Consider the following 19,526-nt stretch of genomic DNA (forward strand, 5'->3'; position numbering starts at 1 on the left):
ACCGTTCCGCGGGCCCGTGCCGGGCCGCCGGGGCGTCACGGCGGCGGGCCGTGGGCCTTCCAGAGGTGGGCGACCTCCCCGAAGTGGTGGCGCACCCAGGCGTCGGAGTGGATCGTGTCCAGGTAGCGGTCGCCGCCGTCGGGGAAGACCAGCACGCAGACCTCGCCGTCGCGCACGCGCGGGGCGGCCTTCTCCAGCGCCGCCGTCGTCGCGCCCGAGGAGCCGCCGGCCAGGATCGCCTCGCGCAGCACCAGGCGGCGGCACGCGACCACGCACTCCAGATCGGTCACGTGCGCCACCTCGTCGGCGTGGCCCTCGCCGAACAGCGCGGGCCGCACCGAGGCGCCGTGCCCGGGGATCAGCCGCGGCCGGGGCCGCCCGCCGAAGATCGCGCTGCCCACCGCGTCCACCGCCCAGATCCGGGTGGACAGCCCCTCCTTGGCCGCGTACTGCGCGCAGCCGCGCAGCGTGCCGAACGTGCTGACCGCGCAGAACAGGTGGTCCACCCGGCCGTCGAGCGCCTCCACGATCTCCCGCATCGTCTCCTCGTGGGCGCGCGGGTTCAGCGGGTTGGCGTACTGGTTCGGCCAGTACGCGTGCGGCATCTCGGCCAGCAGCTCGCGCACCCGGCGCAGCCGGGCGGGCAGGTACTCGCCGCTGCCCGGGTCGGGCTCGGTCACCACTTCCACCTCGACCCCGAACGACTTCAGGATCGCGATGTTCTGCACGGAGGTCTTCGCGTCCACGACGCACACGAAATGCAGCCCGAAATAGCGGCAGATCTGCGCCAGCCCGATCGCCAGATTCCCCGAACTCGATTCCACCACCGCGGACTTCCCGGGAACGAGTTCGCCGCTGCGGACGCTTTCCAGCAGGAGGCTCAGCGCCGAGCGGTCCTTGATGCTGCCCCCGGGATTGAAGCACTCCAGCTTCGCGAACACCCGGCCGGGGAACCACGGCGCCAGCCGGTCCAGCCGGACCAGCGGCGTGTTCCCGACGGTGCCGAGGATCCCGTGCACCGGGGCCCGCACCGCGCCGGCGGCCTGGACGCTCACGCGAGCACGTACCCGTTGTCGGCGCGCGCGGGCCGGGTGCGCCGGCCGTCCAGATGGACGAAGGTGCGGTGCAGCCACCGGTCCCTGCCGTCGTAGCGCGGGACGAACGCCGTCCGCCCGTGCAGGCTCAGCCGGTTGTCGAGGAGCGCCAGGTCGCCGCGGCTCAGCGGGAACTCCAGCGCGGACGCCTCGAACGCCTCCTGCAGCCGCCACATCGCCTGCTTGGCCTCGTCGTCGACGGGGTGGGTGGTGGAGAAGTCCACCCGGACGTCGGGGTCGGCGGGATCGCCGGTCAGCACCGCGTGGGGGCGCGCGCCGCCGTCCCGGCCGCGGAACGAGGTCGGCGGCTCGGTGACGAACCGGGGCTCGGCCAGCACGGCCGCGGCCCGCCGGTCGAGCAGGCCGAGGGCCCGCCGCACCGAGGCCACCCGCAGGCGCGCCTGGTTCTCGTGGTCGTTGCGCAGGCACGACAGCGCCACGAAGTCCGGCGAGTGCTCGTGGAAGGCGTTCTCGACGTGCATCTCGAACACCACGGAGCCGGCGTTGCTCTGCTGCTCCTCCCGGCCGGGGACCGGGACGATGTTCTGCACCAGCGCCCCCGCCTTCTCCTCGGCGAACGCCCCCGGCTCGCCGAGCTGGAACACGATGAGCATCTGCACGCAGGCGGGCAGCGTGGCGTCCCGCTCCACCGAGCCGGGCACGCTGGGCGTCGGCGGCAGCGCCGCGTCGCCGGCCGGCAGGCCGCGCACGAGCAGCAGCCCGTCGGGTCCGGCGTCGTGCCGGTGGTCGCGCAGCCGCTCCCGGAGCCGGTGCGGCAGCCGGTTGGAGAGCCTGCGGGCCGCGTCCAGCCAGCGCGGGTCGTCGACCAGCCCCGGCGCCGCGCCGGCGAGCCGGCCGGCCAGTTCCGCCACGCCGGACCGTTCCCCGGGCTCCAGCTCGAAGATGGGCCCGCTGATGTCGGTCATGGCACCCCTCACGACAATGGATTCGCTACTCGTCGATGTTTGGCCAAGCGCCTATATTCGGCCTATACGAATGGCCGGTCTATACGTCGCCGCGGCCCCATGCGAGGACCCGCGCCAGTTCTTCTCCGGCGGCGGGCGCGGCATCGGCGGCGGGCGTCCCCGGCGCCTCGGCCGCTGTTTCCAGAAGGCGCACGAAATGGTCGAGAAGCCGTTCGGCGGTGGCCCGCTCGAACAGCTCGCCGTCGTACCGGAACACCGCCGCCAGGTCTCCCCCGGCGCCCTGGCGCAGCTCCACCGAGAGGTCGAACTGCCCCTCCATCTGCGGGACGTCGAGCTGGCGCAGGCGCATCCCGCCGTACTCCACCTCGGGGCCCTCCGGCCCGGTCGGCAGCAGCCCTGACAGCGGGACCAGCGGGCCGGCCGCGACATAGGTCACCAGGATCCGGAACCCGGGCGCGCGGCCGGGGGCGCCGTCCGGGCCCGGGCCGCCGGCAGGCCCGGCGAGCGGCAGCCGGGCGTGCCTCATCCCGTCGAGGACGCGGCGGTGCATCGCCCGCGCGGCGTCGCCCAGGGTGCCCGCCGGGTCCAGGCGGGCCCGCAGCGGAACGGCGTTGACCAGGTAGCCGACCGCGTCCCGCTGGCGGCTGCCGCGCCGCTGCGTCACCGAGCAGCCGATCAGGCCGTCGGACCGGCCGGAGTAGCGGTGGGCCAGCACGCAGAGCGTCCCGAGCAGCAGGCCGAACGGGCTGACCTCCAGCGCCGCCGCCGTCTCCGGCAGCCGCTTCGCGGCAGGGCCGGGCACCGTCCTGCGGAGGGTGCCGCCGCGGAACGCCGGCCGGGCCGGCCGCGGGCGGTCCGGCGGGATCTCCAGCGCGGGGACGCCCGCGCACTCCGCCGCCCGGGCGGCCGCGAGCCGCGCCCGTTCCGGCCCGGCCAGCAGCGCGCGCTCCCGCTCGACGAACTCGGCGTACGGCATCGGCCGCGGGCCGCGGCCGAGCGCCCCCGGCTCGCGGTAGGCCCGCAGCAGATCCGCCAGCACGATCCACTGGGAGCTGGCGTCGGTGACGATGTGGTGCGCGGCCAGCACGAGGACGGCCTCGTGCGCCGTCTCGCGCAGCAGCGTCAGGCGCACCGGCGGGTCGCCGTCGCCGAGGCGGAACGGCACGCAGCCGAGCGCCCCGGCCGCGGCCGCCGGGTCCTCGCCGGCCGCCTCGCGCACCTCCAGCCGGAGCGCGCCCGGGCCGAGCTCCCGGCGCACGGGCACCCCGTCCCGCTCCTCGAAGACCGAGCGCAGCAGCTCGTGCCGGCCGGCCACCTCCCGCACCGCCGCGGCGAGCCTCGGCACGTCCAGGGGGTCCGCCGGAGCCGTCCGCAGCCGCACCGGCGTGACCACGGTGTACGCCGCGCTCTCCGGGGCCATCCGGTGCAGGAGCCACAGCCCCTGCTGCCCCGCGGAGAGTGCCCCGGGCCCGCTCACCGCGCGGCCAGTTCTCCGGCGAGGTGCCCGGCGAGCGCGGCGACCGTCGGATGCTCCCAGGTGATCGTCGGCTCCACCTCCAGGCCGAACCGGTCCTCCACATCGCCGCAGAGGATCAGCGCGTACACCGAGTCCAGGCCCAGGTCGGCGAAACCGGCGGCCGGGTCCAGGGTCGCGGCGTCCCGGTCGAGGTAGGAGGCCAGCCGTTCGACGAGCCAGGCCCGCACGTCCTCCGCCGCCGCCATCACTCGCCCCCCGTGGTGCGCGCGGCGTCCATGGCGGAGCGGTCGCGCAGGGTCCGCACCTCGCGGTCCAGGTCCTCGTACACCGGGTCGATTTCGCCGGAGAGGAACAGCTCGCGCATCGCGCGGCGGCGGATCTTGCCGCTCGTGGTCTTGCGGATCGTGCCGCGCCGGACGAGCGCGACGTTGGTCGCCCGGATCCCGAGCCGCGCGCTCAGCTCCGTCCTCAGCGTCCTCGCGAGTGCGGCCAGCTCCTCGCGGCCGAGCCGGGAGGCGGCGAGTTCCTGGAGGACGACGACCCGCTCCTCGGGCACCTGCACCGAGAACGCGGCCGCCAGGCGGTTCTCGACCAGCGGACTCGCGGACTGGGACACGCGTTCGAGGTCGTGCGGGTAGAGGTTGCGCCCGGCCACGATGATCAGGTCCTTGATCCGGCCGGTCACGAACAGCTCCTCGCCGCCGTCCTCCTCGCCGAAGGCCCCGAGGTCGCCGGTGCGCAGCCAGCCGCCCGCGCCGTCGGCGGTCACCGCGCCGAACACCCGGCCGGTCTCCTCGGGGTTCCGCCAGTAGCCGCCGGCCACGCTCGTGCCGCGCACCCAGATCTCCCCGACATGGCCGGCGGGCAGGCGCTCGCGCGTGTCCGGGTCCGCGATCAACACCTCCATGTCGGCCGACCTGCCGCAGCCGACCAGGGTCCGGTCGGCGGGCTCGCCGGCCGGCGGCTCCAGCCGGTTCTTCTCCAGGGCGCGGCCGTTCACCGTGCGGATCGCCGGGGCGCGGCCGATCGGCGATCCGGAGACGTAGACGGTGCCCTCGGCCAGCCCGTACGAGGGGCAGAAGCTCTCGGGGCGGAAGCCGGCGGCCGCGAACCGCGCGGTGAAGCGGGCGGCCGTCGCGGCCGAGACCGGTTCCGACCCGTTGATCGCGCACCGCCAGCTCGACAGGTCCAGCGTGGCCAGCTGCTCGTCGGTGACGTGCCGCGAGCACAGGTCGAACGCGAAGTTGGGCGCCGCGCTGACCTCGGCGCGGTGCTCGGAGATCAGCCGGAGCCAGCCGAGCGGCCGCCGGACGAAGCCGGTCGGCGACATCATCGTGAGGCTCCCGCCGTACATCAGCGGCGCCAGCAGCCCGATGACCAGGCCCATGTCGTGGAAGGTCGGCAGCCAGCTGCAGAACGGCATCCGCTCGCGCCAGCCGAGGGTGTCGCCCATGTGCCGGATGTTGTGCACGAGGTTGCGGTGGTCGACCATGACGCCGCGGGGCGCGGTGGTGGACCCGGAGGTGTACTGGAGGAAGGCGAGCGCGTCCGGCTCCGGCGGGGCGGTCTCGGCGTCCGAACGCTCGTCCGCGGAAACCGCGAGCGTGGGGATCTCCCCCAGCCCCGCCTCGGCCAGCGCGACGTCGCCGAGGCTCGCCTCGGCCAGCCATCCCTCGACCGCGGCCCGGTCGGCCTCGGCGGTCAGGACGGCCGCGACCCCGGCGTCGGCCGCGATGCCGTCCGCCCGGTCCAGCTGGTTGCCCCGGCCCGCGAAGAGCGGCGCGGGCACCGCCGCCATCCCGGCGTACAGGCAGCCCAGGAAGGCCGGGACGAACTCCGGCCCGGCCGGAAACTGCAACAGTACGCGGTCCCCCGGGCACGCAACGTCGAGCAGCCGGGCCGCCACCGAGCGGGCGGCCCGATCGAGCTCGCCGTAGGTGAGCGAGTCGACCCGGCCGCCGCCGCCCGAGCCGTGGTGGAAGGCGATGGCCGGCCGCCCGGGGTCCTCCCGCACATGCGTGAAGAACCTGGCCACGAGACTGTCGGATGCCGGCATCGCGCTCACCCCTCGCAAAGACACCAAGGACTACCGGCGAGCGTCCAGCCGGACGCTATACCCCTCCTATATTTCGCCGTGCGCCCGGCCGCCGCGGCCGGTCCGCCGTACATAACATCTGTGCACAATTGCCGTGCAATATGCGGGCACCTGCGAAGATCACGAACGGTCACCGCGATCGGGCCGCCGGGACGGCCATCGGCCGCCGCCGCATTTTCGGGCACCGGCCAATAATTCCGCCTCTCCCGGCCATGTCCAGAAGTTGCCACCGCGCCAAGCGCCGCTGGACTCCGCGGCGGCCGTCTGCCTATGGTCGCCACCAAGATCACGCCTGGGTGGAGGCGCTCCCCGAGACCTCGCCGCCATCGCCCCCGACGGCCAAGTGAACAACCCGCCAAATCCCTGGGAAGGGAAAATGACCACACCTGTTGAATTCCGGTTGCTCGGGCCCGTGGAAGCATGGCGCGGCGGCAGCGAGATATCACTGGGCGGCCCGAAGCAGCGCACCGTCCTGGCGGCACTGCTGCTCTCCCGGAAAAAATTGATCCCGGACGAGGAGCTCGGCACCGTCCTCTGGGGCGAGAAGACACCCGCCACGTTCAACGCGCAGATCTACACCTACGTGTCCCGGCTCCGGAAGCACCTGCGGGACGCGGTGAAGATAACGCGCAAGAACCCCGGCTACGCGTTCGTCGTCAACTGCGGCCGGCTCGACGTCGACGAGTTCGACAAGGGCGTGCGCGCGGGCCACACCGCCATCCGGACGGGCGACTTCGCCACCGCCGCCCGGCACTACCGGGCCGCGCTCGCGCACTGGCGCGGCCCCGCCCTCACCAACACCACCGACCATCTCGTCGACGTCCAGCGCCAGCGCCTGGAGGAGGCGCGGCTGGCGGCGCAGGAGGCCGGGATCCACGCCGAGCTGGCCCTGGGCGCCAGCCACCGGCTCGTCCCCGAGCTGACCGGGCTGGTCGCCCGCTACCCGCTGCGGGAGAGCTTCCGCATGCAGCTCATGACCGCCCTGTACCGGTGCGCCCGGCAGGCCGACGCGCTCGCGGTGTACGAGGAGGGCCGCCGGCTGCTCGCCGAGGAGCTCGGCGTCGACCCGTGCACCGCGCTCCGCAGGGTCCACCTCGCCGTGCTGACGGAGGAGCCCTGGCTGGACGACTCCCTGCCGCCTCTCGAAGGAACGTTCCTCGGCGGCGCCGGGTCCGGCGTCCAGTGGGAGACCAGGCGGCCCGTCGGGGCCGCCACCTTCTGACCCAGGGGTGATATAGGGCGGATATAGAGAGCGTTGCGAACATCACCGCCATGACGGACGACCGAATCAGGGACGTAGTGGTTCTCGGCGGCGGCACCGCGGGCTGGATGATCGCCGCCTACCTGGGCAAGGCTCTGCAGGGAACGGTCCGCATCACCGTACTGGAATCGCCGGCGGTTCCGCGCATCGGCGTCGGCGAGGCGAGCATTCCCAACCTCCAGAGCGCCTTCTTCGACTCCCTGGGAATTCCGGAGGACGAATGGATGCGCGAATGCAACGCCGCGTTCAAGACCGCCGTCAAGTTCATCAACTGGCGCACCCCCGGCCCCGGTGAGGCGCAGGCGCGCGAATACCAGGGCGGCACCGACCACTTCTACCACCCGTTCGGCCTGCTTCCGGAAAGGGACGGCATCCCGCTGTCGCACTACTGGCTGGCCAAGAAACACGCCGGGCAGGAGCCGGGCCCGTTCGACTACGCGTGCATGAAAGAACCGGCGATCATGGACGCGAAACGCGCGCCGCGGTACGCGGACGGGCGCCCGGCGACCCGTTACGCTTGGCATTTCGACGCCCAGCACCTGGCCGATTTCCTGCGCCGCTGGTCGGTCCGCGAGCAGGGCGTCGTGCACATCGAGGACCACATGGAGGAGGTCCTCTTCGACGAGCGCGGCCACATCTCCGCACTGCGCACCCGCGGTGGCCGCACCGTCGAGGGGGACCTCTTCGTCGACTGCTCCGGCTTCCGCGGGCTGCTGATCAACAAGGCGCTCGGCGAGCCGTTCCTCGACATGAACGACTACCTGCTGTGCGACAGCGCGGTGGCGACCTCCGTGCCGCACGACGACGCGGCCGACGGGGTCGAGCCCTACACCTCGGCGATCGCGATGCCGGACGGCTGGACCTGGCGTATCCCGCTGCTGGGCCGGTTCGGCACCGGCTACGTGTTCTCCAGCCGGTTCACCGAACGGGACAGGGCGACCGAGGACTTCTGCCGGATGTGGGGGCTCGACCCCGAGAAGGCGACGCTCAACCAGATCCGCTTCCGCGTGGGCCGCAACCGCCGGGCCTGGGTTAAGAACTGCGTCAGCGCCGGCTTGGCCTCCTGCTTCCTGGAGCCGCTGGAATCGACCGGCATCTACTTCTCCTACGCCGCGGCGTACCAGCTGGTGAAGCACTTCCCGGACCGGACCTTCAACCCGGCCCTGGTCGACGGCTTCAACCGGTCGATCGAGGTCATGTTCGACGACATGCGCGACTTCATCCAGGCGCACTTCCACTTCGCCCCGCGCGACGACACCGAGTTCTGGCGGGCCAACAAGGGGCTGCGCCTCTCGGACGACCTCCAGGAGAAGGTCGCGCTCTACCGGGCGGGCATCGCGATCAACCAGCCGGTGGCGGACGAGAGCACCTACTACTCCAACTTCGAGGCCGAGTTCCGCAACTTCTGGACCAACGGCAGCTACTACTGCATCCTCGCCGGGCTCGGCGTCGTCCCGGACCGGCCGCTGCCCCTGGTGGCGCACAAGCCCGAGTCCGCCGCGCTCGCCGAGCCGCTGTTCGACGAGGTCCAGAAGACTCAGCGGGACCTGGTGGCCACGCTGCCCTCCAACCACGACTACCTGAGCCGGCTGCATGGCCGGTGACATCGGAGCGGCCCGCGCCGCCACGGCCGCCGTCACCGCCGGCGACCACCGCGCGTTCATGGGCGCGTTCCCCACCGGCGTGTCGGTGATCACCAGTCTCGACGCGGACGGCCGCCCGCACGGGCTGACCTGCACATCGCTCGCGAGCGTCTCGCTGCGCCCGCCCACCCTGCTGGTGTGCCTGGGCGAGCGCAGCGGCACCCTCGCCGCCCTGCGCGGGCACGGCGCGTTCGCCGTCAACCTGCTCCATCTGCACGGCCGGGCCACCGCGGAGCTGTTCGCCTCGCCGGACCCCCGCAGGTTCTCGCTCACCCCGTGGCGGCCCGCGCCCGGCACGGGAACGCCCTGGCTCACCACCGCCGCGTTCGCCACGGCCGAGTGCGAGGTGACCGGGATCGTGCCGGCCGGCGACCACGCGCTGGTCCTCGGCCGCGTCCGGTCCCTGGACCGGCGGCCCGGCCTGCCCCTGCTGTACGGGCTGCGCGGCTTCTCCGCGTGGCCCGGTCCCCCGGCCCTGTGAGGTGAGCCGCACGTGACCATCACCCGGACGGAGACCGCCGCGCCCGCCGGCCTCGGCGGCGCGCTGGTCCTCGGAAGCGCGAGCGAGGCGGCCGCCGGGCACCGCGCCCGGATCCGCGCGCTGCTCCGCGAGCGGATCGTCCCGCTGCTGCCCGCCGCCGAACGCGACCGCCGGTTCCCCGTGGCGGCGGTCGCGGCGGCCGGCGGCGCGGGGCTGTTCCGCGAGCGCTGGACCGGCGGCCGGCACGGCGACCTGGGCCGGAGCGTCCTGCTCAGCGAGGAGATGGGCCGGGCGGGCCTCGGCGGCATCGGCATCGGGGTGGGGCTGCACCTGGAGGCGGCCCTGCCGCTGCTGCGCCGGTTCGGCCGTACCGACCTGGCGCGGGAGACGCTGGAGCGCGGCCTGGCGGGCACGGCCGTCTGCTGCGTCGCCACCTCCGAGAAGGACGTCGGGTCCGATCTCGCGGCGGCCGAGACCGAGCTGCGCAGGGACGGCGCCGGGTGGCGGGTGCGCGGGACGAAGTGGTTCGTGTCGCCCGGGGCGGCGGCGGACGCCGTCCTGGTGCTCTGCCGCGGCGCGGACGGCCCGGCGATCGCGCTGGTCGGGCGCGACGGGTTCGAGGTCGTCCGCCGCCTGGAGACGGCGGGGATGCGCAGCCTGGAGACCGCCCGGCTGGCGATCGACGCCCGGGTGCCGGACGACGCGGTCGTCGTCCGGCCGGGGCAGGGGCTCACCGCCCTGCTGGCCGCGCTGATGTACGAGCGGCTGGCCATCAGCGCCCAGATCCTCGGCACGCTCGAGCTGACGCTGGCACTCGCCGCGACCCACCTGCGCAGGCGGCGGCAGTTCGGCGTGCCGCTCTACGAGCACCAGGCGCTCCGGCTCCGGCTCGCGGACCTGGTCGGCGAGGTGACGCTCGCCCGGCGCGGGCTCTACGGGACGGTCGCCGAGCTCACCGCCGGGGCCCCGGTGTCGGTGTGCGACATCGCCGGGATCAAGGCCGTCGCCGGCCGGCTCGGGGAGCGGGTCGCGAGCGAGTGCCTCCAGTTCTTCGGCGGGTCCGGCTACCTGGAGGACGAGACGCCGCTCGCCCGGATCTGGCGGGACCTGCGGGTGTGCCGGATCGGCGGCGGCACCGACGAGATGATGCTGGAGATCGTGGCCAAGGGCGTGCGCCCCCGCGACGACCTCTACGAGCAGTGGATCCGGTCCTGACCGGGACCGCCGGCGGGGAGGCCGTGGGGTGAGCTTCGACGTGGCCCTGCTGGGCATCGACGGGATCGGCAAGTCGTCGGTGGCGGAGGCGCTGGCCGGGGAGCTGCGCCGCCGCGGCTTCGAGGTCACGATCACGTCGTGGCGGGCGCATCTGCGGGGCGGCCGGTCCGGCAGGGGCGGTGAGGCGCTGCACGCCGCGTACGACGCGATGTTCCGCTCGGTCTACGCGGCCTGCCTGGGACCGGACGGCGAGAGCGCGGAACGGCTGCTGCCGCGGCTCGGCGAGGACCTGGCCGGCGGCGACCCGGGGCGGCTCGGCGACCCGGACGCCGACGTCGCCCTGGACCCGCGCCACCCGGCCGCCTTCCTCGCCGCGGGCCTGATGGAGACGGCGGCGCGCCTGATCGAGCGCGACTTCGTCATCGCGCCCGCCCTCGCGCGCGGCGAGGTGGTGATCCAGGAGAGCCACGGGTTCAAGAACATCCTCAAGATGGGGGTGTACGCGCGCGTCCTGTCCCCCGGCGCGGGCCCGGCGCTCGGCGAGTACTTCTCGTTCGCGCACCGGTGCCTGTCCCGCTGGGCGCCGCCGGCGCAGTCCGTCGTGCTCCGCGGCGACCCCCGGCTGGCCTACAGCCGGCGCCTGGAGCAGCGGGGCCGGATCCCCCGGGGCGAGCACGCGGGGATCGGCGGCGAGCCGGCCGAGGCGTCGTTCGTCGAGCTCCAGTCGGGCGTCCAGGCGGAGCTGCTCGCGATCGCGGCGGCGGAGGGGCTGCCGTGCGTCGAGATGGGCGGCGGCACCCGCGAGGAGAACGTGGCCGAGGCCGTGCGCGTCACGCTGCGCGCCCTCGCCGGCCGGAACCTCCTCCCGGAGGACATGGCGGTATGACGGCACGGAGCCCCTGGCACGTCCCGGACGCCGGCTTCGCCCCGGGACACCTCGCGTACCTGCGGGAGGTCGTGGCCGCCCTGCCCGGCTCGGACGGCGTGCTGGCCGCGATCGGCGCGGGCAGCCGCGCCGCCGGGCTGGCGCACCACCGGTCCGATCTGGACGTCATCCTGGTGTTCGGCACGGAGGCCGGCCGCGACGCCTGCGACACCGGTGCCGGCACCGGCACCGGACGGCGGGGGCGCGGGATGCCCGCCCTCGACCTCATGAAGATCACCATCGCCGATCTCGAACGCGCGCGGGACACCGCCGCCGCCAGGGCGGCCCCGGTCCGGGAGATCCCCCGGCCAGCCTACATGCTCGGCTCGTTCCGGGACTGGGCGCTGCTGACCCGCCTCGTCACCGGCCGGGTGCTGTTCGCCGGGGACCGGGTCCGCGGCCTGCTGGACTCCCTGGACCGCGCCGCGCTCCGCCGCGACGTGATGACGCACTCCGCCCTGTGCCTGGCCGCGCTGGTCGAGGACGTCGCCGGCGCGGCGGAGTGCGGCGACCTGGCGACCGCCCTGGCGGCCTCCGAGGAGGGCCTGCGCATGTCGCTCGACGCGGCCCTGGCCGGCCGCGACGACCTCTGGGTCGGCCGGAAGTTCCTCCAGCGCCGCATGGCGAGGCACCCGTTCCTCGCTGACCTGCTGAACGCCTGCGGGCACCGCATGTTCGGGCAGCCCTCCGCCGCCTTCGACGGACCTCTCGTCCGCGACACGATCCGCTGGCGCCTGGAGCTGGCGGGCCACCTGCTCGTCCACGCGCTGCTGTCCGCCTGGGAACGGCCGGTGGCCGACCTCCCCCCGTTCGTCCCGGCGGGGTCCGGGCCCGTCCGCGATCCCTGCCACGCCCCGGTGCGGTGGGCCGGCGGGGCCGGGCTGATGGTGGGCGTCGACCTCGTCCACCCGCTGGACGAGGAGGGGCTGCTGCTGTGGAGCCTGTGCGACGGCCGCGGGCCCGATGACGTGGCGGCCCGCTTCGCCGCGCGGACGCCGGCCCGGCCGCCCGGTGCCCGCTCGTTCGCCCTCCGGACGCTGAGCGACTGGCGGGCCCGCGGGATCCTGCTGGACGAGCGGCCCGCGCACCTGCCCTGACCTCGGCCGACGCGCGTCCCGTTTGGCGGACGGCGCCAGGGGTACCCGGCTACGGGCGGTGATCACCCCCGGCCGTACCACCGCGAACGTCAGGAGGTTGCGCACATGAAGGAGAACGGACGCGGCACGGACCCGCAGGTCCTTTCGGAGCCGGCACCTCCCTATCCCAAGCAGCGGCAGCGGCCCCCCGGCATCGAGCAGGAGGTGGAGCCGAGGCCACGCTATAAGGCGGGACGGTACCGCGCGGCGGACAAGCTCCTCGACAAGGTCGCGCTGATCACCGGCGGCGACTCGGGCATCGGCCGCGCGGTCGCGGTCCTCTACGCGCGCGAGGGCGCCGACGTCGCCATCGCGTACCTGCCCGAGGAGCAGCCGGACGCGGAGGAGACCCGCCGCGCGGTGGAGGCCGAAGGGCGCAGGTGCCTGCTGCTGCCCGGCGACCTCGCCGAGGCGTCGTTCTGCCACGCCGCCGTCGAGCGGACGGTGCGGGAACTGGGCGGCCTCAACATCCTGGTGAACAACGCGGCCCACCTGAACAGCCAGCTGGACCTGTCGCAGCTCTCCATCGAGGACTGGGACCGGTCCTTCAAGGTGAACGCGTACGCGTACTTCCACCTCGTGCAGGCGGCGCGCCCGCATCTGAAGGCGGGCGACTCCATCATCGCGACCGCCTCGGAGGAGGCGCTCAAGGGCAGCGACACGATGATCGACTACGCGGCCAGCAAGGCCGCCCTGGTCAACTTCACCAAGTCGATCGCCTCCCACCTGGCCAAGGACGGCATCCGCGCGAACGTGGTGGCCCCCGGCCCCACCTGGACGGTGCTCAACATCGCCGACCCGAACATGCCCGAGGACGGGCTGGCCCAGCTCGGGAGCGAGGGCCCGATGGGCCGGGTGGCGCAGCCCGAGGAGCTGGCACCGGCGTACGTGTACCTGGCCTCCGACGCGGACTCCAGCTACACCGTCGGCGAGATCATCGCCGTCACCGGCGGCCTGACCACCACCCGCTGATCGGCTTCAGCCGGCCGGACGGCCGGCCTCGGGCCCGGTCTCCTGGAGCCGCCGCCACTTCGCCATGGACCGCTCGATCTCCTCTCGCATGAATGCGAAGAACCGGGCGGTCTCGTCGAGCCGCCGCCCGGCGGGGGTGTCCGGGCCCAGGAGCCCGGCGCCCTCGCCGGCGCCGTTCCGCACCCGGACCAGCACCGGTATGGACTGGCTGATGTAGTGGCTCCAGGTGTGCTCGTGGATCCGGCAGAAGTCGTGCCGGCTACCGGGTTCGCGGCCGCGTTCGACGAGGCGCACCTGCACCAGGTACTTGACCGCGCCCGAGATCGCCGGGGCGCCGACGCTCAGCCGCTCGGCGAGTTCGGCGGCCGACAGCCTGCCGGAGTCGGTGACCAGCAGCGCGGCGTACACGCGCGCGGCCATCCGTGGCATGCCGGACTCGACCATGATCTGCGCGAACCGTTCCCTGAAGTCGGCGATGGCGTCGTCGTCCGCTCGCGTCACCGAGACCCCCTTCGTCGTGGTCACGACAGCCTACCGATTGCCGTTCATACACTTCACGAAATTCGTGAACTAAGAGTAGTGTTGCCGCCGTGGAAGAAGCCGAACTCGCCGGAGTGCAGAAGACCCTCAGTCCCGTACTCAAGGCCAAGGCCCTGGACAACCGGCTGCCGGAACCGATCCTCGGCGACGAGTACGCCGAGCGGACGATGCGCCGCCTCGACCCCGGCTACGACGGCCGCCGATTCGGCACCAGCCAGCTGGGCCTCGCCGCCGTCGTACGCGCCAAGGCCCACGACGACTGGGCCCGCGGCCACCTCGCCGAGCACCCCGACGCGGTGGTGCTGCATCTGGGCTGCGGCCTCGACGCCCGGGTGCACCGGATCGACCCGCCCGCCACCGTCGACTGGTACGACCTGGACTACCCCGCCGTCATCGAACTCCGCGAGCGGTTCCTGCCGCCGCGCGAGCACTGCACGCTGATCGGCTCCAGCGTCACCGACCCGGCCTGGCTGGAGCGCGTCCCCCGCGGCCGGCCGGTACTGATGATCGCGGAGGGGCTGGTGCCCTACCTGACCGAGACCGAGCTCCGGCGGCTGCTGACCGGCGTCGTGGACGCCTTCCCCAGCGGCCAGGTGCAGTTCGACACGGTGCCGGTATGGGCGTGGCGCACCTCGCGCTGGGACCCCACGCTGCGCAGGTACGGCGCCCGATTCCACTCGGGTTTCGACGACCCCGCCGCGCTGGCCGGCTGGCACCCGCGGCTGGAGTACGTCGACGAGGCACCGATGTACGACTCGCCGCTGCTGATGGCCAGAGCGCCCGCGAGCGCCCGCCGCGTGTACCGCCTCATGAACCTGGTGCCGGGCTTGAGGCGGTCGACCGTCATCGTGCGGTTCCGGTTCTGACGTACCGGCGGCCGGACGCTCGCGGGACGCCCGTCAGCCGGCGCCGCCGAGCACCTCGCGCAGCCGCCGCGCGAACGCCTCGGGCTGCCCGGTCTGGCCGAACTCGCCGCCCATGAAGCCGCCGTGATGGCTGGGGAAGACCGTCGCCTCCCGGCCGAGCAGCCCGGCCGCCGCCACCGCGGAGCGCGCGGTGAACGTCCCCGCGGACTCCTCGCCGACCGCGATCACGACCCGGGTCGGCGCCGCGGCCAGCGCCGCGGCGTCGGGCCGGTAGTCGCTGACCGCCCAGGAGCGGTCGGACAGCAGCGGATCGTCGCGCGAGCCGTCGTCCTCGGCCGGCATCCCGAACGCGGCCGGGTCGGGTACGGGCTGGGCGAAGTACTCGTCGGTGTACTCGCCCTGCCACGAGGTCATCGCGATGAAGGCCGCCATGCCGGCGCCCCAGCCCTTGGCCTCGTAGGCGTCCCGGACGCCGGCCCGGGCGCGCTCGGCGGCACGGGCGTCGGGGAGCACGTGGATCAGCGGCGGCTCGTGCGCCACCAGCGTCGTCACGTCCCCGGGATGGGCCGTCACCAGGGCGAGCGCCGTCACCGCGCCGCCGCTGCTGGCGAACATCTCGACCGGGCCCGCGCCGAGTGCCCCGATGAGGGCGTGCAGGTCGCCGGCCTGGGTCTCGGGCGCGTGGTCGTCCCGGCCGTCCTTGCGGGTGCTGCGCCCCAGGCCGCGCGGGTCATAGGTGATCACGGTGCGGTCGGGGAAGTGGGACGCCAGCGTCGCGAAGCCGGCGGCCTCCATGGGCTGGCCGATCATCAGCAGCGGCGGCCGCCCGCCGGCGGGCGGCAGCGGGCCGTGAACGTCGTAGACGAGGTCGACCTCGCGGGTCCGGAGTGTCTGCGCAGTCATACCCATGTGGACTCCTCCTCCGCCGGAAACTCATCGGTCCCGGCCGTCCCGGAGCCGGTCGTCTCCTAGGTGCGCCGGGCGACGGCGACCGCCGCGAGGGCGGTCGCGGTGAAGACGAGCGCCGTGGCCCGGTACGAGCCGAGCCCCTCCGCGACCAGCGCGCCCAGGGCGGGACCGAGCGCCGCCGCGACGGCGATCAGCAGGTTGAAGCGCCCGAAGACGGTCGCGTACGAGTCGCGCCCCCACCGGTCGGAGACGGCCGTGGCGGTCGACAGGGTGTGCGAGCCCCGCACCGCGCCGGCCAGCACGGCCGCCGCCGCGACCAGCGCGGCGGGCGCGGACACGGCGGTCACCAGGCCCAGCGCGAGCGCCGTCGCCGTGACCTGCGCGACCGTGCGGGAACGCGGCGTGCCGCGCCCGCTGAGCGGCAGGAAGACCAGCCGGCCGAGCAGCTGCCCGGCGCCGACCAGCCCGAAGACGGCGGCGGCCTGGGCGTACCCGAACCCGAGCTCCTCCAGCAGCGGCATCATGTTGAGCGTCACCGCGTACAGCCCGGCGGCCGCGAGGGCCAGCGCCAGCCGCGTGTCGCGGAACTCCCGGCTGCGCGCGATGCCGTTCACGTGCTCCTCGTGCTCGGCGCCGGTACGCCGCGGCCGTTCCCACCGCGGGGTCAGCAGCGCCAGCGCCGTGCCGGTGGCGACCGGACCGTACCCGGCCGCCAGCACGGCGACCGCCGCGCGCCACCCGAGGGAGTCGACGAGGGCCGCGGTCACCGGCGCGAAGACGGTGGACGACACTCCTCCCGCGAGCGTGATGACGGTCAGCGGCCACGCGCGGGAGGTGCCGAACCACTGGGTCGCGGCCGCGAACGCGACCGGGTACAGGGTGCACGCCTGCGCCGCGCCCGCCAGCATCCAGGCGAGGACGAACACGGGCAGGTGCGGCGTGGCGGCCGACAGCCCCATCGCCGCCGCGCCGGCGGCGGCCCCGGCGGCGATGACGGCGCGCGGCCCGTACCGGTCGGTGAGCCGCCCGGCCCACGGCCCGCACGCGGCCGCGCACAGCAGCGACACGGTGTAGACGGCGGGCACCACCGGCGCCGGCCAGGACGTCGCGCCGGTGATCCTCGTGGCCGCGATCGGCAGCGTGTAGTACAGGACGCCCCAGCTGAGGAACTCCACCAGGCACAGGCCCGCCAGCGCACCCCTCCCCCGGCCCCGCGCCGTCATGCCGCGCGGGTGCGTCCTCGCGGCGCGGTGTCCACTGGCCGCTCACCTCCAAGGGTCCCGTACAGATCATCGCCGCCTGCGCCGCCGCCCAAACGGCGCGGTGAGTCCGATCAGTGAAGGCCCGCGCCCGCCAGGTGGGCGCGTAGTGACTCGGCGCCGGTGAACAGCACCGAGCGGATGCCCAGGGCCTCGGCGGCGCGGACGTTCTCCTCGCGGTCGTCGACGAACGTCAGCTCGTCCGGGGAGGCCCCGAGGCGGTCGGTCAGCCGGCCGAAGATCTCCGGATCGGGCTTGGCGAGCCGCAGGTCGGCGCTGAAGAGCCGGTGGCGGAAGACCCGCGCCCAGGGACGCTCGTCGACCATGCGGGCCAGTTCGAGCGGGGCGTTCGACAGCAGGGCCAGCGGCGTCCCGGCGTCCGCCAGCTCGGCCAGCAGCGCGAGGACGTCGGGGTCGACGTGCGCCCACGTGCGGACGTCGAGGGTCACCAGGACCTCGATCAGGTCGTCGTCGACCGGGACGCCGAGCCGGTCGCCGACCTGCCGCCAGAAGCCGGCGGCGGTCACCTCGCCCAGGTCGTAGGGCAGGCGGTGCTCCCAGTACGCGGGCCAGAAGCGTTCCGGCGCGACGCCCGCCGCCCCCCGGCAGCAGCGCCCCGGCCCGCTCCGGCGGGGACAGGCTGATGACGCCCGCGTAGTCGAACACGATCCACTCCATGGCGGCCTCCTCTGGTCGGCCTTGACTTTCTAACATAGATCTTGTTCGATCCACCATATGGAAAGTTCGGAACGTCTCTCAGCGCTCATCGAACGGCTGCGCACGACCGAGCACGTCACCGTGACCGACCTGGCCGACGAGACCGGCGCGTCCGAGATGACCATCCGGCGCGATCTCGACCAGCTCGCCGAGCGGGGCGTGCTGCGCCGCGTCCGAGGCGGCGCCGTGAGCCTGCTGCTGCGCGGCGAGGCACTGCCGTTCGCCGTCCGCGAGCACGAGGCCACCGAGGCCAAGGAACGGATCGCCGCCGCGCTGAACGGCACCCTCGCCGACGGGGAGGCCGTCATCCTGGACTTCGGCACCACCACGCTCACCGTCGCGCGCGCCATCGCCGGGCGCCGGCTCACCGTCGTGCCGCTCGACCTGCACGGCGTCAACGCGCTCAGCGGCGCCCCCCGGATCCGGCTCCTGGTCCCCGGCGGGCGCACCACGCCGGGCGCGCTCGCGTTCACCGGGCCGCTGACCGAGGCGTCGCTGGCCTCGCTGCGCGTCGACACCGCCGTCATCGGCGTGTGCGGCCTGTCGGCCGAGCACGGGCTCACCGCGCACGAGCTGGACGAGGTCCCGGTCAAGCGCGCCGCCATCGCCGCCGCCCGGCGCGTCATCGCGGTCTGCGACGGGACCAAGTTCGGCCGGACCGGCCTCGGGCTCGTCTGCCCCGTCACCGCCCTCGACATGGTGATCACCGACCGGTCGGCGCCGGGCGCCGCCGTGTCCCGGCTCCACGACGCCGGCGTCGACGTCCGCCTCGTATGACCCGCGCTCCCGAGACGGCACTCCCCCGGCGGCTGCGGGCCGGCCGCGGAGCGACCTTCGTGTACTTCGCCCTCAACGGCTTCCTGCTCGGGATGTGGATCGTCCACATCCCGAGCGTCGAGCACCGCACCGGGATCGACCACACCGTCCTCGGCTGGCTGCTCCTGCTGCTGGGCGCGGGCGCCTTCGCCGGAATGCGGTTCACCGGCCCTCTCGCCGACCGGGCCGGCCCCCGTGCCGTCGTGCCGCTGTGCGCGGCGCTGTGCAGCGCCGCGCTGGTCCTGCCCGGCCTGGCCTGGAACGCCTGGACGCTCGGGGCCGCGCTGCTGGCCTTCGGCGCCGGCACCGGCTGCCTGAACGTCTCCATGAACGCCCACGCCGTCCAGGTCGAGCGCGGCTACGGGCGGCCCGTCATGTCCGCCTTCCACGCCACGTTCTCCATCGGCGGCGTGCTGGCCGCGCTGGCCGGCGCCCGCACCCTCGGCTGGGGCTGGAGCCCGGCCGCGACGCTCACCGCCGCCGGGGCGCTCGGCATCGCGGTCGCCGCCGCGGCCGCCCCGGCGCTGCTCAGGCCCGACGGCCGTCCCGCCGCGGCGGGGGAACGCCGCCCGGTGCCCCGCCGCATCCGGGTGCTGGCCGTGCTCGCGCTGATGGTGCTGCTGTGCGAGGGCGTCGCCAACGACTGGAGCACCCTCCATCTGCGCGACACCCTGGACGCGTCCCCCGCCACCGCCGCCTTCGCCTACGGCGCGTTCGCCACCGCGATGACCGCCGGCCGCCTGCTGGGCGACCGCGTGGCGGCGCGCTTCGGCCCGGTCGCCGTGCTGCGCTACGGCGCCGCCACGGCCGCCCTCGGCCTGACCGCCGCCGCCCTGGCGCCCGCGGTCCCGGCGGCGCTGGCCGGGTGGGCGGTGTTCGGGGCGGGCCTGGCCGGCTGCGTCCCGCAGCTCTTCAGCGCCGCCGGCCACCACGACCCGGACGCCGCCGGCGCCAACGTCTCCCGCGTCGCCGGCCTCGGCTACATCGGCATCCTCGCGGGCCCCGCCGTCATCGGCCCGCTGACCCATCTCATGCCGCTCAACCTGACGTTCTTCCTCCCCGTGGCCCTCTGCGCCGTCGCCGCCTGCGCGGCCGGAGTCCTCCGCCCCGCGCCCGGCGGCACGCCACGCCGGGCGGCACCGGACGAGGTCGGCACGCCCCCGGACGGCCCCGCCCCCGGCCGTCCCTGACGTT

General features: G+C 74.5%; 19 protein-coding genes. 10 read left to right on the top strand and 9 right to left on the bottom strand.

Annotated features, from left to right (window positions below; translation table 11 throughout):
- Window positions 1-35 precede the first annotated feature (35 nt).
- The 5 genes from sbnA to ACA361_RS07025 all read right to left on the bottom strand — a co-directional run bounded on the left by sbnA (window position 36) and on the right by ACA361_RS07025 (window position 5,553).
- The gene (gene sbnA / locus ACA361_RS07005; RefSeq protein ID WP_375010984.1) at window positions 36-1,055 is read right to left on the bottom strand and encodes a 2,3-diaminopropionate biosynthesis protein SbnA; all 1,020 of its coding nucleotides are present in this window, start codon (window positions 1,053-1,055) and stop codon (window positions 36-38) included.
- Complete coding sequence (locus ACA361_RS07010) at window positions 1,052-2,020, bottom strand: TauD/TfdA family dioxygenase (protein WP_375010985.1); 969 nt, start codon at window positions 2,018-2,020, stop codon at window positions 1,052-1,054. The genes sbnA and ACA361_RS07010 overlap by 4 nt, the downstream gene beginning before the upstream one ends.
- Before the next feature lie 79 nt (window positions 2,021-2,099).
- Window positions 2,100-3,497 (bottom strand): condensation domain-containing protein, encoded by a 1,398-nt coding sequence (locus tag ACA361_RS07015; protein WP_375010986.1) that lies wholly within the window; start codon window positions 3,495-3,497, stop codon window positions 2,100-2,102.
- Entirely contained in the window at window positions 3,494-3,742 is a 249-nt protein-coding gene (locus tag ACA361_RS07020) for an acyl carrier protein (protein ID WP_375010987.1), read from the bottom strand. The genes ACA361_RS07015 and ACA361_RS07020 overlap by 4 nt, the downstream gene beginning before the upstream one ends.
- Window positions 3,742-5,553: a fatty acyl-AMP ligase gene (locus ACA361_RS07025; protein ID WP_375010988.1), complete on the bottom strand. Its 1,812-nt coding sequence runs from the start codon at window positions 5,551-5,553 to the stop codon at window positions 3,742-3,744. The genes ACA361_RS07020 and ACA361_RS07025 overlap by 1 nt, the downstream gene beginning before the upstream one ends.
- 451 nt (window positions 5,554-6,004) lie before the next feature.
- On the opposite strand from ACA361_RS07025, the gene ACA361_RS07030 reads away from it, so the two are divergent.
- The 7 genes from ACA361_RS07030 (at window position 6,005) to ACA361_RS07060 (ending at window position 13,225) form a co-directional block, all read left to right on the top strand.
- A complete protein-coding gene (locus ACA361_RS07030) occupies window positions 6,005-6,814 on the top strand; it encodes a BTAD domain-containing putative transcriptional regulator (RefSeq protein ID WP_375010989.1) in 810 nt (269 codons plus the stop codon).
- Between the two features lie 50 nt (window positions 6,815-6,864).
- Window positions 6,865-8,457, top strand: a complete 1,593-nt coding sequence (locus tag ACA361_RS07035) for a tryptophan halogenase family protein (RefSeq protein WP_375010990.1) — start codon at window positions 6,865-6,867, stop codon at window positions 8,455-8,457.
- A complete protein-coding gene (locus tag ACA361_RS07040; protein WP_375010991.1) occupies window positions 8,447-8,977 on the top strand; it encodes a flavin reductase family protein in 531 nt (176 codons plus the stop codon). The genes ACA361_RS07035 and ACA361_RS07040 overlap by 11 nt, the downstream gene beginning before the upstream one ends.
- 12 nt (window positions 8,978-8,989) lie before the next feature.
- Window positions 8,990-10,192, top strand: coding sequence for an acyl-CoA dehydrogenase family protein (locus tag ACA361_RS07045; protein ID WP_375010992.1), 1,203 nt, complete (start codon window positions 8,990-8,992; stop codon window positions 10,190-10,192).
- A 28-nt stretch (window positions 10,193-10,220) separates the two neighbouring features.
- On the top strand, window positions 10,221-11,078 hold the full coding sequence (locus tag ACA361_RS07050) for a hypothetical protein (RefSeq protein ID WP_375010993.1): 858 nt from the start codon (window positions 10,221-10,223) through the stop codon (window positions 11,076-11,078).
- Window positions 11,075-12,214, top strand: a complete 1,140-nt coding sequence (locus tag ACA361_RS07055) for a hypothetical protein (protein WP_375010994.1) — start codon at window positions 11,075-11,077, stop codon at window positions 12,212-12,214. The genes ACA361_RS07050 and ACA361_RS07055 overlap by 4 nt, the downstream gene beginning before the upstream one ends.
- Before the next feature lie 105 nt (window positions 12,215-12,319).
- Window positions 12,320-13,225 carry an SDR family oxidoreductase gene (locus ACA361_RS07060; protein ID WP_375010995.1) on the top strand — a complete coding sequence of 302 codons (906 nt, stop codon included), beginning with the start codon at window positions 12,320-12,322 and terminating at the stop codon, window positions 13,223-13,225.
- 6 nt (window positions 13,226-13,231) lie between these two features.
- Here ACA361_RS07060 and ACA361_RS07065 read toward each other — a convergent pair whose 3' ends face one another.
- Window positions 13,232-13,726, bottom strand: coding sequence for a GbsR/MarR family transcriptional regulator (locus ACA361_RS07065; RefSeq protein WP_375010996.1), 495 nt, complete (start codon window positions 13,724-13,726; stop codon window positions 13,232-13,234).
- An 89-nt stretch (window positions 13,727-13,815) separates the two neighbouring features.
- Here ACA361_RS07065 and ACA361_RS07070 point away from each other — a divergent pair, with 89 nt between their 5' ends.
- Window positions 13,816-14,631 carry a class I SAM-dependent methyltransferase gene (locus ACA361_RS07070; RefSeq protein WP_375010997.1) on the top strand — a complete coding sequence of 272 codons (816 nt, stop codon included), beginning with the start codon at window positions 13,816-13,818 and terminating at the stop codon, window positions 14,629-14,631.
- A 33-nt stretch (window positions 14,632-14,664) separates the two neighbouring features.
- Here the strand turns inward: ACA361_RS07070 and ACA361_RS07075 are convergent, their stop codons facing one another.
- From ACA361_RS07075 to ACA361_RS07085, 3 genes are all read right to left on the bottom strand, one after another.
- The gene (locus tag ACA361_RS07075; protein ID WP_375010998.1) at window positions 14,665-15,534 is read right to left on the bottom strand and encodes an alpha/beta fold hydrolase; all 870 of its coding nucleotides are present in this window, start codon (window positions 15,532-15,534) and stop codon (window positions 14,665-14,667) included.
- Window positions 15,535-15,599: 65 nt separating this feature from the next.
- On the bottom strand, window positions 15,600-16,763 hold the full coding sequence (locus ACA361_RS07080) for an MFS transporter (RefSeq protein WP_375010999.1): 1,164 nt from the start codon (window positions 16,761-16,763) through the stop codon (window positions 15,600-15,602).
- Between the two features lie 110 nt (window positions 16,764-16,873).
- Entirely contained in the window at window positions 16,874-17,326 is a 453-nt protein-coding gene (locus tag ACA361_RS07085) for an HAD-IA family hydrolase (RefSeq protein ID WP_375011000.1), read from the bottom strand.
- Window positions 17,327-17,534: 208 nt separating this feature from the next.
- Here ACA361_RS07085 and ACA361_RS07090 point away from each other — a divergent pair, with 208 nt between their 5' ends.
- Complete coding sequence (locus ACA361_RS07090; RefSeq protein ID WP_375011001.1) at window positions 17,535-18,293, top strand: DeoR/GlpR family DNA-binding transcription regulator; 759 nt, start codon at window positions 17,535-17,537, stop codon at window positions 18,291-18,293.
- Window positions 18,290-19,522, top strand: coding sequence for an MFS transporter (locus ACA361_RS07095; protein ID WP_375011002.1), 1,233 nt, complete (start codon window positions 18,290-18,292; stop codon window positions 19,520-19,522). Before ACA361_RS07090 ends, ACA361_RS07095 begins: the two co-directional genes overlap by 4 nt.
- The last annotated feature ends 4 nt before the right edge of the window (window positions 19,523-19,526 follow it).

It is taken from the genome of Actinomadura sp. 21ATH, from assembly GCF_041951345.1.
Taxonomy (GTDB): Bacteria; Actinomycetota; Actinomycetes; order Streptosporangiales; family Streptosporangiaceae; genus Spirillospora.